At 31.0% G+C, this 16,744-nt stretch carries 14 protein-coding genes; 10 read left to right on the forward strand and 4 right to left on the reverse strand.

Features of this window, described 5'->3' with window-relative positions:
* Window positions 1-21 precede the first annotated feature (21 nt).
* Window positions 22-432, reverse strand: a complete 411-nt coding sequence (locus HX088_RS11130) for a DUF4844 domain-containing protein (RefSeq protein WP_498809904.1) — start codon at window positions 430-432, stop codon at window positions 22-24.
* Window positions 433-434: 2 nt separating this feature from the next.
* Window positions 435-2,567, reverse strand: a complete 2,133-nt coding sequence (locus HX088_RS11135) for a Tex family protein (protein WP_286484180.1) — start codon at window positions 2,565-2,567, stop codon at window positions 435-437.
* Window positions 2,568-2,934: 367 nt separating this feature from the next.
* On the opposite strand from HX088_RS11135, the gene HX088_RS11140 reads away from it, so the two are divergent.
* Complete coding sequence (locus HX088_RS11140) at window positions 2,935-3,357, forward strand: acyl-CoA thioesterase (protein ID WP_286484181.1); 423 nt, start codon at window positions 2,935-2,937, stop codon at window positions 3,355-3,357.
* Window positions 3,358-3,412: 55 nt separating this feature from the next.
* Window positions 3,413-4,618: an RsmB/NOP family class I SAM-dependent RNA methyltransferase gene (locus HX088_RS11145; RefSeq protein ID WP_286484182.1), complete on the forward strand. Its 1,206-nt coding sequence runs from the start codon at window positions 3,413-3,415 to the stop codon at window positions 4,616-4,618.
* A 54-nt stretch (window positions 4,619-4,672) separates the two neighbouring features.
* Here HX088_RS11145 and HX088_RS11150 read toward each other — a convergent pair whose 3' ends face one another.
* The gene (locus HX088_RS11150; protein WP_286484183.1) at window positions 4,673-6,907 is read right to left on the reverse strand and encodes an OmpA family protein; all 2,235 of its coding nucleotides are present in this window, start codon (window positions 6,905-6,907) and stop codon (window positions 4,673-4,675) included.
* A 230-nt stretch (window positions 6,908-7,137) separates the two neighbouring features.
* Between HX088_RS11150 and HX088_RS11155 the strand changes: the two genes are divergently transcribed.
* The 4 genes from HX088_RS11155 (at window position 7,138) to HX088_RS11170 (ending at window position 11,967) form a co-directional block, all read left to right on the forward strand.
* Window positions 7,138-8,004 carry a cupin-like domain-containing protein gene (locus HX088_RS11155; RefSeq protein ID WP_171623824.1) on the forward strand — a complete coding sequence of 289 codons (867 nt, stop codon included), beginning with the start codon at window positions 7,138-7,140 and terminating at the stop codon, window positions 8,002-8,004.
* A gap of 163 nt (window positions 8,005-8,167) precedes the next feature.
* Window positions 8,168-9,484 (forward strand): Na+/H+ antiporter NhaC family protein, encoded by a 1,317-nt coding sequence (locus HX088_RS11160; protein WP_260544243.1) that lies wholly within the window; start codon window positions 8,168-8,170, stop codon window positions 9,482-9,484.
* A 64-nt stretch (window positions 9,485-9,548) separates the two neighbouring features.
* On the forward strand, window positions 9,549-10,742 hold the full coding sequence (mnmA, locus tag HX088_RS11165; RefSeq protein ID WP_286484184.1) for a tRNA 2-thiouridine(34) synthase MnmA: 1,194 nt from the start codon (window positions 9,549-9,551) through the stop codon (window positions 10,740-10,742).
* A gap of 190 nt (window positions 10,743-10,932) precedes the next feature.
* Window positions 10,933-11,967: an alpha/beta hydrolase gene (locus HX088_RS11170; RefSeq protein ID WP_188319689.1), complete on the forward strand. Its 1,035-nt coding sequence runs from the start codon at window positions 10,933-10,935 to the stop codon at window positions 11,965-11,967.
* Between the two features lie 62 nt (window positions 11,968-12,029).
* Here the strand turns inward: HX088_RS11170 and HX088_RS11175 are convergent, their stop codons facing one another.
* Window positions 12,030-12,521 (reverse strand): metallophosphoesterase family protein, encoded by a 492-nt coding sequence (locus HX088_RS11175; protein ID WP_260544238.1) that lies wholly within the window; start codon window positions 12,519-12,521, stop codon window positions 12,030-12,032.
* Window positions 12,522-12,555: 34 nt separating this feature from the next.
* Here HX088_RS11175 and truA point away from each other — a divergent pair, with 34 nt between their 5' ends.
* The 4 genes from truA (at window position 12,556) to HX088_RS11195 (ending at window position 16,628) form a co-directional block, all read left to right on the forward strand.
* Window positions 12,556-13,311: a tRNA pseudouridine(38-40) synthase TruA gene (truA, locus tag HX088_RS11180; RefSeq protein WP_286484185.1), complete on the forward strand. Its 756-nt coding sequence runs from the start codon at window positions 12,556-12,558 to the stop codon at window positions 13,309-13,311.
* The gene (locus HX088_RS11185) at window positions 13,298-15,058 is read left to right on the forward strand and encodes an ABC transporter ATP-binding protein (RefSeq protein ID WP_284584060.1); all 1,761 of its coding nucleotides are present in this window, start codon (window positions 13,298-13,300) and stop codon (window positions 15,056-15,058) included. The genes truA and HX088_RS11185 overlap by 14 nt, the downstream gene beginning before the upstream one ends.
* Before the next feature lie 79 nt (window positions 15,059-15,137).
* The gene (locus tag HX088_RS11190) at window positions 15,138-15,554 is read left to right on the forward strand and encodes a hypothetical protein (protein WP_171623817.1); all 417 of its coding nucleotides are present in this window, start codon (window positions 15,138-15,140) and stop codon (window positions 15,552-15,554) included.
* Between the two features lie 123 nt (window positions 15,555-15,677).
* Entirely contained in the window at window positions 15,678-16,628 is a 951-nt protein-coding gene (locus HX088_RS11195; protein ID WP_171623816.1) for a LysR substrate-binding domain-containing protein, read from the forward strand.
* The last annotated feature ends 116 nt before the right edge of the window (window positions 16,629-16,744 follow it).

Genomic DNA, 16,744 nt, shown 5'->3' on the forward strand with positions numbered 1-16,744 from the left:
GATTGCCTTTTATTTTTGAAATTATTTTTTTGTAGGATCAAATCCGTAAACAAATTCATTTAATAAACCTTCAGAACTTTCTAAATCAATAAAATCTATTAGTTCCTCAATATAAGTAGAAATAATAGTTTTGTCGTTGATACTTAAATCTATTTCATAAGGTTTTAATTCATTAATAGTCTTTTTTATTGCTAAAAGATAATGTTTTGTTTCAGCATTTTTACTGCTATCGATGAATTCAAAAGTAGAAGCCAATCGATTTAAACTTTTTTCAACAATAGGTTCTAAGTTTTTAATAGACAATTCATTTTCTTGTGAATAGAACTTTTCTTTTTTAATGAAATATTCAAACATTTCTTTTCTATTATTTTGAGCAATTAAAAGTAGCGAAAGTGAGAAGAAAAATAAGGTTAGTATAGATTTTAATCTCATAGTTAATCAATCAATGATAATTGAATTTTACGTTTTTCGGTGTCAATACCGATTACAGTAACCTCGATTTGTTGACTCAAATGTACTTTCGTGTTAACATCCGAAATAAATTCATTTGAAATTTTCGAAATATGAATCAAACCATTTTCTTTAATTCCTATATCAACAAAACATCCAAAATTGGTGATATTATTGATAATTCCAGGAACTTTCATTCCCAATTGCAAATCTTCGAACTTCTTCAAACGTGGATCAAAACTAAAAACTTTAGCTGTAGAACGTGGATCTAAACCTGGTTTTTCCAATTCTTTTTTAATATCTTCTAAAGTCGGTAATCCTACTTTATCTGAAATATATTTTTTCAAATCAAGTTGATTGATTAATTCTTTGTTTTGAATTAAATCGTGTAATTCAACCTTCAAATCTTTCGCCATTTTTTCAACAATTGTATACGATTCAGGATGTACAGCGGAATTATCTAACGGATTTTTTGCATTCGGAATTCTTAAAAATGCAGAGGCTTGTAAAAAAGCTTTTTCACCTAAACGTGGAACTTTTAATAATTCTTTTCTCGAATTAAATGCACCATTTTCGCTTCGATATTCTACAATATTTTCGGCCATTTTTTCGCCAATTCCAGCAACATAATGGAGTAGGTGTTTACTTGCAGTGTTTAAATTTACACCAACTTTATTTACACAAAATGAAACAACATCATCTAACTCGTTTTTTAATAAATTTTGATCCACATCATGTTGATACTGACCAACTCCAATCGATTTTGGCTCTATTTTCACCAATTCAGCCAAAGGATCTTGTAAACGACGACCTATAGAAATAGCACCACGTACAGTAACATCTTTATCAGGAAATTCGTCACGAGCAATTTTAGAAGCTGAATAAACAGAAGCTCCAGCTTCGTTTACGACAAAAACTTTCAAAGGACGATCGAATGCTATGTGTTGAACCAGGTTTTCGGTTTCACGGGAAGCTGTTCCATTTCCGATAGAAATCGCATCTACATTATATGCATTTACCAAAGATTTAAGCTTTTTGATTGCTTGTGCTTTTTCATTTTGAGGGGCATGTGGATAGATATTTTCATTATGTAATAAATCACCTTGCTCATCCAATACGACAACTTTACATCCCGATTTAAAACCAGGATCAATAGCTAAAATTCTTTTTTGACCTAAAGGCGGAGCCAAAAGTAATTGATTCAGATTTTTTGAAAAAACATTGATCGAAGTTTCATCTGCTTTTTGTTTCGCCTCTTTCAAAACTTCATTCGAAATCGATGGAGCCAAAAGTCTTTTGTAAGCGTCTTTTATAGCTTCCTCAATTAACCAAGAAACTTCAGGTTGAATAGATTTTATCAAGGTATATTCAAGAAATTTGAACGCTTCTTTTTTATCAATGCTTACATTTACTTTTAAGAACCCTTCGTTCTCACCACGTAAAATTGCCAAAAGTCGATGCGAAGCAATTTTTTTAAGAGGTTCTTCGTATTCAAAATAATTTGAAAATTTTTGTGCTTCTTCCTCCTCAGTTTTAGATTTGACCAGTTTACTTTCGATCAGCGCAGTTTTTCTAAAAATATCTCTCAATCTATGGCGAACATACTCATTTTCGTTGATCCATTCTGCAATAATATCTTGAACGCCAGCAAAAGCATCTTCGATCGTTATAATATCCTGATTCAAATATTTAGTAGCTAAACCATCTAAATCGGGTATGTTATTTTGCTTCATAATAATTTTCGCCAAAGGTTCTAATCCTTTTTCTTTTGCAATTGTGGCACGCGTTTTCTTTTTCTTTTTGTACGGAAGATATAAATCCTCTAACTGAACCAAATCAAAACTTTTCTGAATACGTAATTGTAATTCATTTGTCAATTGATTTTGATCCTCTAAAGTTTTTAAAATGAATTCTTTTCGAGCAACAATTTCTTGATACTGTGATTGTAATTTTTTGATAGTAGAAATTTGAACTTCATCTAAATTACCTGTCAACTCTTTTCTATATCTCGCAATAAAAGGTATAGTGTTATCATCGTTCAAGCAATTGATCGTATTGTTAATTGATTTTTCTGAAATAGACGTAATATGTTGATGAATGTATTGAATCAAATTCATGTTAAAAGTTTGGACTTGCAAATTAGCATTTTTAATAAACATAAAAAAACAGTAATTTTTATTTACATAGGTCGTATTATTTTGGAAATGCTATTTTGTAATTTATTGAAAAAGAGCCAAAATCAAAAGGAGTTTGTTTAAAATAAAAAATAAGTAAAAATATTTTTAAAAAAAAAGTTTTGGAAATTGTTAAATTATTTCTAAATTTGGAATCAGGTAGTAGAGAGTAAGATTGATTTTTTTTAATGTTAAATTTATACACACTTGTGTAAGTTTTTTTTAAAAATCAATTGGGTTTAAGCTGAGGAGCTTAAACCCGTTTTTTTTATAGTAAGTTTTATATCTTTGAGTCAAAATATTACTACAAATGGCGCGTTTAAAACTGATCTTACCTGAATCTTTTTTATTTTCAACAACAATAGCAGTACGTATAACAGATTTAAATTACGGAAATCATTTAGCAAATGATAAAGTGTTATCTATTTTACATGAAGCACGAATGCAGTTTTTTCAACATTATGGCTATTCAGAATTGGATTTTGCTGGTGTAAGTGTGATTATGGGAGATGTTGCGATTGAGTATAAAAATCAAGCATTTTATGGAGATCAATTATTGATTGAAATAAGTGTACAAGATTTTTCACGTGTAAGTTTTGATATTGTCTATAAAATATCAACAAAAGATAAACTCATTGCAAAAGCAAAAACAGGTATTGTCACTTTCGATTATAAGAATAATAAAGTGGTTGAAGTACCAGAAAAGATAAAAGATTTTTTTCTAAACAGATAAACTTCAAAAAATAATTACGCTAATCGTTTAAGTCTTTGTAAATTTGCACCGAGTTATGAAGATTTTACCATATAAAAATTTATTTGTCGGAATCACCGACACATTGCAGCAAATTTTCTTCGAAGGAAAATATGCAGATAAAGAAGTTGAACGAACATTGAAATCGAATAAGCAATGGGGAGCGCGAGATCGTGCTTTTATTGCCGAAACTGTGTATGATTTGGTTCGTTGGAAACGTTTGGTTGAAGAGGCAATGAGTCGTCCACTTTCTCCTGATACAATTTGGGAGTTTGTTGGAACTTGGTTTGCTTTAGATCCAGAACAAACGTTACCGAAGTGGGAAGAATTTCAGAAAATCTATCCAAAAGAAGTTTTAAAAAGACACCATCAATCTTCTAAAAACATAGCAGTAGCAGAATCTTTTCCAGATTGGATGTTCGAGTTAGGTGAAAAGTCTTTAGGAAGCCGTTGGTTAGATGAAGTACGTGCAATGAACTCGCAAGCGCCGACAGTTTTACGTGTAAATTCATTAAAAACAGATCGTAAAACGTTGCAAAAAGCATTAAAAGAACGACAAATTAAAACGAAAGTTTTGTCGAAATACCAAGATGCTTTAGAATTAGAGGAGAAAACAAATATCTTCAGAACTGATGAATTTCAAAATGGTTGGTTCGAAGTTCAAGATGCTGGTTCTCAATTAATCGCTCCTTATTTGCGTGTGCAACCAGGAATGCGTGTTGTTGATGCGTGTGCTGGAGCTGGAGGAAAAACATTGCATTTAGCTGCTTTGATGGAAAATAAAGGACAAATTATTGCAATGGATTTGTACGAATGGAAACTAAAAGAGTTGAAACGCCGTGCAAAACGTAACAATGTTCAGAACGTACAAACAAAGGTTATTGAAGCGAAAACAATCAAACGTATGGAAAATTCTGCTGATCGTTTGTTAATTGATGCGCCTTGTTCTGGAATGGGAGTGTTGAAACGTAATCCTGATGCGAAATGGAAATTAAGACCAGAATTTATTGATGAGATTACAGCTATACAAGAAAAAATCTTAGCAGATTATTCTAAAATAATTAAAGTTGGTGGGTTAATGGTATATGCAACATGTTCTATCTTGCCACAAGAAAATGAACAACAAGTAGAAAAATTCTTAGCAAATCATCCAAATTATAAACTGATTTCGGATAAAATGCATTATCCTTCTGAAACAAATTACGATGGATTTTACATGGCTTTGATTGAAAGAATTTCTTAATTAAAGATTTATAAAATATTAAAAGACCGAGATTTTCTCGGTCTTTTTTATTTACTATTTTATCTTAAACCTCACTCGTCGATTTTCAAAATTTTTCCAATCAATACAATTCGTTGCAGGATTGCATTCTTTGTGTTTCAAATCAGAAAAACCTTTACCAAAAATTGTGAATCGATTTTTATTTAATCCTTTTTCAATCAAATAATTCAATACTGCATTCGCTCTTCGTTGAGATAAATCAAAATTGTATGATTCCGTTCCCACAGCATCGGTATGTCCTTCTATTACGAAATATAGCGTAGGATTTCGCTTCATTATTGATACAACTTGATTCAATTTTGGATAATCAATTGTTCTAATTTCAGCTTTATCAAAATCAAATTCAACCGTTTCCATCAAATAATTTGAAAAATCTTGTACATAATTTCCGATTTTTTCTTCGTTCAAATTTTCTTCTGGACAACCATTTCCAAAACGATTTCCTTTTACGAGCGGACATTCGTCTTCCAAATCCATCACGCCATCGCCATCTGTATCATAATCGTTGTTGAAATTTTCAAGATAATCTTTTTGTATCAATAAATTATATGGAGTCGAAATATTGAATTCAGTTCCAATTTTCTCAATTTCTTTTCTATATCGTCCATCTTTCTTACACATTTCGCCACAACGTTCCTCATCTTTCAAGAGATAATCAATTTTTTGCTTCGCCCAATAAAAGGTAATTGCTTCTGTAAATTCGCGTTGATTAGGCTGATTAATTTCAAATGTTTGAGTGAAATTTTGATTGGATTGATTTCCAATTAATTCCATTTTTTTTGGATATCGACGATTGCAATCACGTGAAACAAAATTGACAGTATTTTGTGCCAAATAGGTATTGAAATTTTTAGGAAATGTTTCGCTGAGGTTGATTTGTGCTGATTGTACTTTTATATGATAAATAGATGAATTGATAATAGCTTGATAAAATTGAGTAGTTTTTTGGTTAAATTCTTTCGGTTCGTTTACTGTAATTGGAAGAGTACCTGTCGCCAAACTAATAAAATTCATCGCTTTATAATCTAATTCTCGTCCAATTCCAAGTGTAATAAATTGCGTGTCTTTTGCATAATTTCGAAGCGAATTATAAACAGTTTCATTCAAATTCATTTTTCCATCCGAAATAATAGCTATAATTCGTTTATAATTTTTATCAAAAGGATTTTTCTGAATTTGATTGATGGCTTCATCCAATAATTTTTCACCATTCCCACTTAAAGAATTAATTTTTTGTAATGCAAAATTGATATTTTCTTTTGTTGTTAATTGCGATTTTTTGAAGATTAAATCATTTTTTGTCGAATAAATCAGTACATTAAATTTATCTGTTTCATTTAATTTAGGTAAAATTTGATTCATAAATTTTTTGATGGTTTCAATTGGTTGGTTCATCATCGAACCTGAAGCATCTAAGACAAATAAAAATTCGCGTGGTGTAGTAAAGTTTAAATTGTTTTTTCCTGGATCTATCGTTCCTAAAATATAATCACAACCATTTTTGGTAAAGGTTTCAATTCCTGTTTGTAATTCATTTTTTGTATACGAATAAAGAATGTTTGGAAGTTTAGTTCCAGTAAAATCAGTTGAATAATTTCCTTTGTCATCAAGATGGAATTTTAAATCGGAAGTGATTTTTGAAATGGGAAAATTTCCAGAAAGATTAATTTTTGAGTTAATGTGTTGAGGATAACCATTTAATTTATTATTCCAACGATTAATTTGTGTGAAAGATTCAGTTCTTTTGACGATAAATTCTGGAAAAGAAAGTTGATATTTTAAATTATTTTCTTCAACAATTTTCGAAACTTTTAGTTGAATTTTAATTGTTGCATTCGCAGGAATTTTTCCTAAATCTAATTGCAAAAATTGATTGTTTTTCTGAGTTTTAAAAACAGTTGATGCATCAATGTTTTTCAATTCTTTTCGAATATCTACGATCGATTTGGATTGAATTTCAAAAACATTTTCATTGACTATAGCTTTTAACTCATAAATATTTTGTGAAACTTGGTAAGGATAAATAAATTTGGCCGAAATTTCATCTTCAGATTTGTTTTGGAAATGATAAATGCTACTTTGATTTCCTAATAAATGATGAAAACTGTAGTTGTTTTCGAGTTTAATTGCTTCAATTTTTTCAAAATCGTCGTCATTTTTTAGTTCTAAATAAGGAAAGATTTGTTGTGCACAACAAAATGTATTCAGAATTATAAAAAAAAGTAAAAAATGTATTTTTTTTGGGTTCAAGTTGATGCTTTTAAATATGTCAATGTAAAGATAATGAAACAATTGATGTGTTGTTTATTTACTTTATTGCTAATATTGATTTTGTATAAAAAATAAATAAAGCAGCTGTTAATTTTAATGGTTAAATACAAGGAGTTATTTCTTGAATTTAAAAAGATTGGTTTGAAAATTGCATTAGTCCGGATTTAACAAATAAGTTAATTAAATTTGCACTTTATTTTACATAAAAGATGAATTTTAATTTCAGAGAAGTTGAAAGAGTAGAAAGTATTTCTGCGAAAGATTTTCAGAAATATTACGTAAAACCTCAAAAACCAGTTGTAGTAGAGCGGATCACAGAGGATTGGCCTGCCTATGAAAAATGGAATTTTGAGTATATAAAACAAGTTGCAGGAGACAAAATTGTTCCTTTATATAATAATGATCCGGTTGATTATACGAAAAAAGTAAATGAACCTGTTGCGAAAATGAAAATGTCTGAATATGTAGATTTATTACAAAGTAAACCTACTGATTTACGTATATTTTTATACAATTTAATGAGTCAAGTTCCGCAATTGCAGCAAGATTATAAAATGCCAGATTTGGGATTGAATTTATTCAAATCGATGCCAATGTTATTTTTTGGTGGAGAAGGTTCAAATGTGTTTATGCATTATGATATCGATTTAGCGAATATTTTGCATTTTCATTTTGCAGGAGAAAAACGTTGTATAATTGTACCGCCAGAAGATACAAAATACATGTACAAAATACCTCATTCGGTTATTTGTAGAGAAGATATTGATTTTGATCATCCTGATTTTGAGAAATGGCCAGCGTTGAAAAAAATTAATCCAATGGTAGCCGATCTTAAACATGGAGAAATGCTATATATGCCTGAAGGTTGGTGGCATTACATGAAATATTTGACACCAGGATTTTCGATGAGTTTGCGTTCGTTGGCTCACAAACCAAAAAATTTATCAGAAGCGATTTATAATATTTTTTTGATGCGAACATACGATAATGTAATGCGTAAAATGAAAGGTCAGGCTTGGATTGATGAAAAGAATGAACGCGCAATCACAAAAACGAATAAATTAATTGCACGATAAAATAGTTTTATAGAAAATTTTTCTAAATCAAGGAATGTCTATTGAAAGATGTTCCTTTTTTTATTCTATTCACTTAAAATCGTATAAATCAATAAATAATTTATTTTAATTATACTAAATTTAGAAAGATATTTGCAGAATATTTTTCTGAATTTTAAGTAATATGATCACTAAAAAAGGAAATTTTTGGGCTTTATTCCCTTTAATCATTTTTATACTCGTCTATTTTTCGGCATCTACCTATTTGAACGATTTTTATACTGTTCCAGCTTTGGTCGTATTTATGTTAGCTTTGGTTATTGCGTTTGTTCAATTTCCTAAAGTTCCTTTTAAAAGCAAAGCCAAAGCGTTTTGTAATAATGCAGGTGAAGAAACGATCATGCTAATGATATTAATTTTTCTACTTGCAGGTGCTTTCGGAAGTTTAGGAGCAACAATTGGCGCAGTAGAATCGACAGTTAATTTATTTCTGAATTACCTTCCTTCATCCTTTATTGTAGCTGGATTCTTTATGTTATCATGCTTTATTTCGACTGCTTTAGGAACTTCAGTAGGAACAATTGTAACAGTGGCACCTATAGCGGTTCAAATGGATAAAATGATTCCAGGCTCTATGCCAATTTTGTTAGGAGCTGTCGTTGGAGGTGCAATGTTTGGTGATAATTTATCGTTTATTTCCGACACTACAATTGCTGCAACACGTACGCAAGAAGTAAGTATGAAATCTAAATTTAAAACAAATTTTCGAATAGTAGTTCCTGCAGCTATTGTTTCGATAATGATATATTTTTCAATTTCTCAACATTTTGATATTTCAAATTTCAAAGGAGAACAGTTAGATTTTGACTTGATTTTAGTTTTACCTTATTTGTTAGTTTTCGCTCTGGCAGTTTCTGGAGTTAATGTTATTTGGGCTTTAATCATAGGAATTATCTCGTTCATTGGAATTGGATTATTTTATTCTGGCATTCCAACTGTAACATTAATTTCTGCTATTAATGAGGGTTTCAAAGGTATGTTCGAATTATGTATCATCTGTTTAGTGATTGGCGGAATTGTTGGAATTATTCGTTTGAATGGTGGGTTAGATTTTATCATTTATCATTTAACGAAAAATATCAAAACAAAACGTCAAGCAGAAATGAGTATTGCATCACTTACAGCGTTAGCAAATGCTTGTTTAGCGAATAATACAATCACAATTTTAATTTGTGGTAAAATTGCCAAAGAAATTTCTGATCATCATAAGTTAGAAGGCAAACGCGTAGCGAGTATTTTGGATACAGTTTCGTGTTTTGTACAAGGAGTTTTACCTTATGGTGCACAAGTATTGGCAGCTGTTGCTGCGGCGAACGCTATTTCGAATGTTGCAAAAGTTTCTTCGATAGATGTTTTATCTAATTTATATTATCCATTTTTGACGGGAATTTGTACGCTTATTTTTATCTTATTTTTTCAACCAAAATCAATTAAAAAATAGATTGATGTAGGATATTCATTCGTCGGATATTATTTTATAACTTTGTAGACTGAAATTTTTTAAGATGAAAAGAGTTGTCGTAGGACTTTCTGGAGGAGTAGATTCAAGTGTTACAGCCTATTTGCTAAAAGAGCAAGGCTATGATGTGATCGGATTATTTATGCGTAATTGGAACGATGCATCAGTAACGTTGGAGGATGAATGCCCATGGATAGAAGATAGTGCAGACGCTTTGTTGGTAGCTAAAAAATTAGATATTCCTTTTCAGGTAATTGATATGTCTGATTCGTACAAAGAACGTATTGTAGATTATATGTTCAATGAATACGAGCAAGGAAGAACACCAAATCCAGATGTATTATGTAACAGAGAAATCAAGTTCGATTTGTTTTTGAAAACAGCTTTAGAACTTGGTGCGGATTATGTTGCAACTGGACATTATGCACGAAAAACATCTACAATTGATAAAAATGGGAACGAGATTTTTCAGTTATTAAAAGGAACTGATAACAACAAAGATCAATCTTATTTCTTGTGTCAATTGTCGCAAGAACAATTAAGCAAAGCATTATTTCCAATTGGAGATATAGAAAAACCAGAAGTAAGAAGAATAGCGCAAGAACAAGATTTGGTGACAGCTAATAAAAAAGATTCGCAAGGACTATGTTTTATTGGAAAAGTAAGTTTACCCGAGTTTTTGCAACAACAATTAAAACCAAAAGAAGGTGTAATTATAGAAATTGCGAAAGATTGGAACGGATATAAACGCGAAATCCCAACTTTTACAACGAAATACGAAGCATTAGAGTTCGAAGCTAAAGGATTTTCTTATAAACAAGAAGACGGAGAAATTGTAGGTAAGCATCAAGGTGCACATTATTTTACGCGTGGTCAACGAAAAGGATTAGGTGTAGGAGGAAAAGTAGAACCTTTGTTTATCATCGATACAGATGTTAAGATCAATGTGATTTATACAGGTCAAGGAGCAGATCATCCTGGATTATTGAAAAAAGCTTTATTTATAAAAGAAGAAGAAGTGCATTGGGTTCGCGAAGATTTAGCACTTAAAACGGACGAAACAATGGAAGTTATGGCGCGTATTCGTTACCGTCAACCTTTGCAAAAAGCTATTTTACATAAAGCTGAAAACGGAATGTATGTAGAATTTGAGCATCCTCAATCGGCAATTACAGAAGGTCAGTTTTGTGCTTGGTACAAGGAAGATGAACTTTTAGGTTCTGGTGTGATTAATAATTAGAATTTAAATTATTTTATATTTTCAAACGCTCAAGATTTACTTGAGCGTTTTTTGTATATCATAATTTTTGAAATATGGTTGTAAAGAAGGAATATTCTACTTAAAACCTTGTTAAACTTCAGGTTGATGATAATAAATCTATTGCGAAATAACGAAAAATGTAGTTATTTAGCATACCAATTTTTATCAAATGAAAAACGTATTTTATATCATGATGATTAGTTTTTTAACATCGTGTGCTGCAATTCATAATGTACCAACTTCACAAAATCCGAATAATTTTATTCAACCCAATACAACAAGTTCATTTGTTGATCAAAATGGTAATTTTTATCCAGATAATTGGTTGAAGTCCTATGGAAAACCACCAATGAATGCAAGTAGAAGGGATTATTCGCTAATGAAAATTGCAACAGAAAATAATTTTCAAAATCAATTAACGACTTACGAAGAATTACGTCTTAATAATATTGAAAAAAGAGTTAAGAATAAAAAACGTGTTATCATTTTTGTTCATGGAATTGACAATGATTATTTATTTAGTTTAAAAAATTATAACAAAGCCAAAACCTATATGAATCTTAATTCATCAACCGATGAGATAATCAATTTTTATTGGGACGGGTTGGTGAACGAGAGCCTTTTTGGTGCAGCAAAAGTATGGGTTAGTGCAACAACAAATAGTCAAATGGCAGGTGTTTTTGGGTTGCGTAGAATCTTGAATGTTATTCATAATAAAGACGTTTATTTGATTTCGCACAGTCGTGGAGCTTCAGTCGTGTTAAGTGCTTTGGTGAATCCTTCTTTGCGAGGAAGTGAGATAAAACGTGCTAAAAATGCACATCATGTTGATTTTACAAATGCCGAAATGTTGAAAGAAAATAACAACAAAATTTATAGTATCATGTTAGCCCCAGCAATTGGGAAGATTGATTTTACCACAGATGCAAATCAATACAAAACTTTTTCTACTCAACTGAAACGTATGCATATCACGATTAACAATACAGATTATGTGTTAGGAAAGGGTAAGACAGGTTTCATGTCTCGCAACTTGATTGCGACTGATTTTGGATTTAAGAAAGATTTGTTTGATGAACTCTCAAAAAATTATACGTTTTTAGAAGAAACGGATTTTACAGGTCAAGATTCGCATGAATTTAGAAAATATATCACCAATCCAAAATTTATTTCGATTCTGAAAGCGTTCAAATTAACAAAGTAAAACGAAAAGCGAAAGTCGAATTTCGCTTATTCATTTCGTAAATCAAAAATCTAACGTTGTCATTATTTTTTAAATTCAATCACCTCTAAATTTTCAATTTTACCATCATTCAATTCAAAACGCAACATTGTACGAACTTTCTGAAAACCATGCTTACCAACAGCACCAGGGTTCATATGAATTAACCCCAATTGTCTATCAGGCATAACTTTCAAAATATGAGAATGCCCACAAATAAATAATTTTGGAGGATTTGTATAAATTTCTTGACGAATAGCAGGATTATATTTGCCAGGATAACCACCAATATGGGTGATCCAAACATCGACACCTTCTAAGGTAAATCTATTGTTTAGAGGAAATTCTGCACGCGCTTTATTATCGTCAATGTTTCCATAAACAGCACGCAACGGTTTTATTTTTGCTAATTTGTCGGTAACAGAAATATCTCCGATATCCCCAGCATGCCAAATTTCGTCTGCTTGTTGCGCATATTCCAAAATTCTATCGTCGATATAAGAATGCGTGTCCGAAAGTAAAAGAATTTTCTTCAAAAGGTTGTATTTTTGTTGTTCAAATTTACAACAATTGCGATATTTTTTAGAATTAGCATACAACGGAAAAAATTATTTTGGTTATCAAATCCAACCCAATCAAATTTCGGTTCAAGAAGTAATCGAAGATAGATTGTCTAAACTATTAAGAAAAGAAATTTCGATAGTTGGTGCAGGCCGTACAGATTCTGGTGTTCATGCCAAAAAGATGTTCATTCATTTTGATTATGACGAATTATTGAATAATGATTTAATCAAAAAACTAAATTCTTTTTTACCAAAAGATATAGCCGCTTATCGCTTATTTTTGATGGATGATGAAGCGCATGCTCGATTTGATGCGACTTCGCGTTCGTATAATTATTTTATTTCACCCTTCAAAGATCCTTTTGCGTTTGAAAGTGCATGGATTTTTAATCGTAAATTGGATGTGGAAAAAATGAACGAAGCAGCAAAATTGTTAATTAAGCAAGGAGATTTCGGAAGTTTTGCTAAATTACATACCGATGTGAAAACCAATATTTGCGATGTAAGAGAAGCATTTTGGCGAACAAATGAAAGTAATCAGTTGGTTTTTAAGATTACTGCAGATCGTTTTTTGCGAAACATGGTACGTGCAATTGTTGGAACATTGGTTGAAGTTGGATTAGGAAAAATTTCTATCCAAGATTTTGAAGAAATTATTGAACAAAAACAACGTTCTTCAGCTGGTGCCTCGGCTCCTGCGCAAGGATTGTATTTGGTAGATGTTCAATATCCAAAAGAATTATTTAAAAATGAGTTCAAATAACGAGAATACATCGTTTGATTTTAATGGATTAAAACGTGTTTTACAAATTGGTGCACAAAGCAAATATTTATTTTGGGCCGTGGTTTTTGTAGCAGTTTTTAGTGCATGTTTTTCTGTTTATCGTCCGTATTTAACGGGAAATATTATTGATGATTACATTCAGACAAAAGATTTACCAGGTCTAAAAATGCAAATCGTAAAACTTGCTTTAGTGTTGGTTTTCGAAGGGATATTGTCATTTTTCATGGTTTATTTAGCAAATGTTGTTGCACAGCGTGTTATTCGTTTGTTACGCGTTCGTTTGTACAATCATCTGATCAAGTTTAAGCTTGGTTATTTCGATAAAACACCAAACGGTGTTTTGGTTACACGTTCAGTTTCAGATGTTGAAACAATTGCTGAGGTTTTCAATGATGGTATTTTGGTAATGTTGGGAGATGTGCTAAAGATCGTGTTCATTGTATTTGTAATGTATTGGATGAATTGGGTTTTGGCTACTGTGGTGATTATTATTCTTCCGTTAATGATGATTATTACACGTTTGTTTCAGAAAGCATTGAAAAATGTGTACCAAGAAGAACGTACGATTGTGGCGAAGTTGAATACATTTGTACAAGAGCGTTTGACAGGAATGAATATTATTCAGGTATTTAATCGTCAACAAGCAGAATACAATAAATTTGTTTCAATTAATAATGATTTAAAGAAAAATTATCTCAAAACAGTTTTCTATTTTTCACTTTTATTTCCTGTTGTCGATATTATTTCGGCTTTAGCAACCGGTAGTTTAATATGGTTTGGAGGATTAAGAACAGCAGTTTATGGAGATGTTTCGGTTGGTGATTTAATTGCCTTTACACAATATGTAACCTTATTAACAGCGCCTATGCGTGCAATTGCAGAGCGTTTTAATACCATTCAACGTGGTTTAGTTGGAGCAGATCGTGTGTTCAAGATTTTGGATGATAATCAGACTTTACCGGATAATGGAAAAATTAAATTGGATCATGTGAAAGGAAAAATCGATTTCGAGAATGTTAAATTTTCTTACGTTCCGAATAATTTGGTGTTGAAAGGAATTTCTTTTTCTACAAATCCAGGAGAAAAAGTTGCAATTGTAGGTGCAACTGGAGCAGGAAAATCAACGATTATTAACTTGTTAAGTCGTTTTTATGATATTGATTCAGGCACAATAAAAATAGATGATGTTGATATTTATGAAATGGATTTACAGAATCTTCGTCATCATGTAGCGGTTGTTTTGCAAGATGTATTTTTATTTAATACAACCATTTATGATAATATTGTTTTAGGGAACAAAGATATTTCGTTGGAGGAAGTACAGAATGCCGCAAAAATTATCGGGATAGATCATTTCATCATGTCATTGCCAAAAGGTTATTATAGTGAGGTAAGCGAGCGAGGTTCTACGCTTTCTGTTGGTCAACGTCAATTGATTTCGTTTTTGAGAGCGTATATTTATAACCCAGAAATTTTGGTGTTAGATGAAGCAACTTCTTCGATTGATACAGAATCAGAAGAGTTAATTCAGAAAGCGACCGATAAATTAACGCAAGGTAGAACGTCTATCATTATTGCGCACCGTTTAGCGACAATTCAGAATGCAGATAAGATTATTGTAATGGATAATGGAATGATTGTTGAACAAGGCACACACAGCGAATTGTTAGCAAAGCAAGGGTATTATGCTAATCTTTATGAAGTTCAATTTTCAAAAGAAAATTAAAAAATAATAAGAATAATTCGTTAGATTTGTTTAAATTGAACAATCAAACAATATTATAAACTTTTAAACTCTAATTAAAATGAAAAAATTATTTTTAGCCGCTGCAGTATTAGGTGTAGTTTCTTTATCTTCTTGTAAATCTGAAAAAGAAAAAGTAGCAGACAAAGTAGAAAATACGCAAGAAAATGTAGCAAATACAGTACAAGATCAAGTTGAAGCAGGTAAAGAAACGATGGATAAAGTTGCAGATGTAGCAAAAGATTTACCAACTTTCTCTGATCCTAAAGTAACTGAATTTGTTACCAAATACAACCAATGGGCTGCAGATATGAAATTAGCAGCAACTGCAGGTGATGCAAATAAATTAGCAGAATTAACAAAACAATCAGTTGATTTTTCAAAAGAATTACAAGGTTACACACAATCTTTAACAGCAGAAGATGCAAAGAAATTACAAGATTGGACAGCTGAAATTCAAAAACAATTAAATAACTAATAGGTTGTTTTCAACTTTATAAGCTCGGATATATCCGAGCTTTTTTTATGATTTATGATATAGATTCATAATATAATAATCCATATCTTTATCACAAAAATTTATAGATATCAATTTTTAAATATGACATTAGTACAATTACAATATGTGCTGGCTGTTGCTGAGCATAAGAACTTTACAATTGCTGCTGATAAATCCTTTGTTACTCAACCAACGTTGAGCATGCAAATTCAGAAATTGGAAAAAGAGTTAAATATTGATATTTTCGATAGAACTTCGCATCCAATTAAGATTACACAAATTGGAGAAAAAATTGTTGCACAAGCCAAAACAATTTTAATGGAAGCTAATCGAATGAAACATCTTGTTAACGAAGAAAAAGGTTTGTTAGAAGGTGATTTTGTGATTGGAGTTATACCAACCGTTTTACCATCTTTGGTGCCATTGTTTTATAAAACTTTTCAAAAAAATAATCCGAAATCAAATTTGATTATCAAAGAATTGCAAACGGATAAAATTGTAAAAGGAATAAAAGACGGCTCATTAGATTTTGGAATTGTCGTTTCTCCATTATTCGAAGATCAACTGATAGAAAGACCTTTATATTATGAACCGTTGGTAGGTTATGTTCCAAATGGACATCGTTTAGCGGGCAAAGAAAAAATTAATGAAAATGATTTAGACACTTCAGATTTATTGATTTTACAAGAAGGTCATTGTTTTAGAAATAATGTATTGGCATTATGCGATACATCTAATATGAAAAACCGTCCGATAAAATTGGATTCAGGAAGTTTCGAAGCTTTGATAAAATTAGCAAACGATGGATATGGAATGACATTGTTACCAGCGTTGGTTGCAGATGATTTATCAGATGAATATAAAAAGTTTGTAAAGAATTTCGAATCTCCAGTTCCTACGCGAGAAGTTTCATTGATTTTTCATCAATCTCAACTGAGGGATTCTTTTGAAAAAGAATTAATCAATACAATTCAAGGTATATTGAGAGGGAAAATATTTTTAGAAAAAGACCAAAAAATGGATTCGAATATGGTTTCGTTACCTAAAAGATAGAGCAACTATTTATTTTAAGCATAAAAAAAGCGACTGATAATTACACTGCCCCCAAAAAGTTAGACACTTTTGGGGGCATTTTTTATGACAAGAAAAGTAAAATATGGTGTAGCATT

This window comes from Empedobacter sp. 225-1, from assembly GCF_030328185.1.
In the GTDB taxonomy this organism is placed as follows: Bacteria; Bacteroidota; Bacteroidia; order Flavobacteriales; family Weeksellaceae; genus Empedobacter; species Empedobacter stercoris.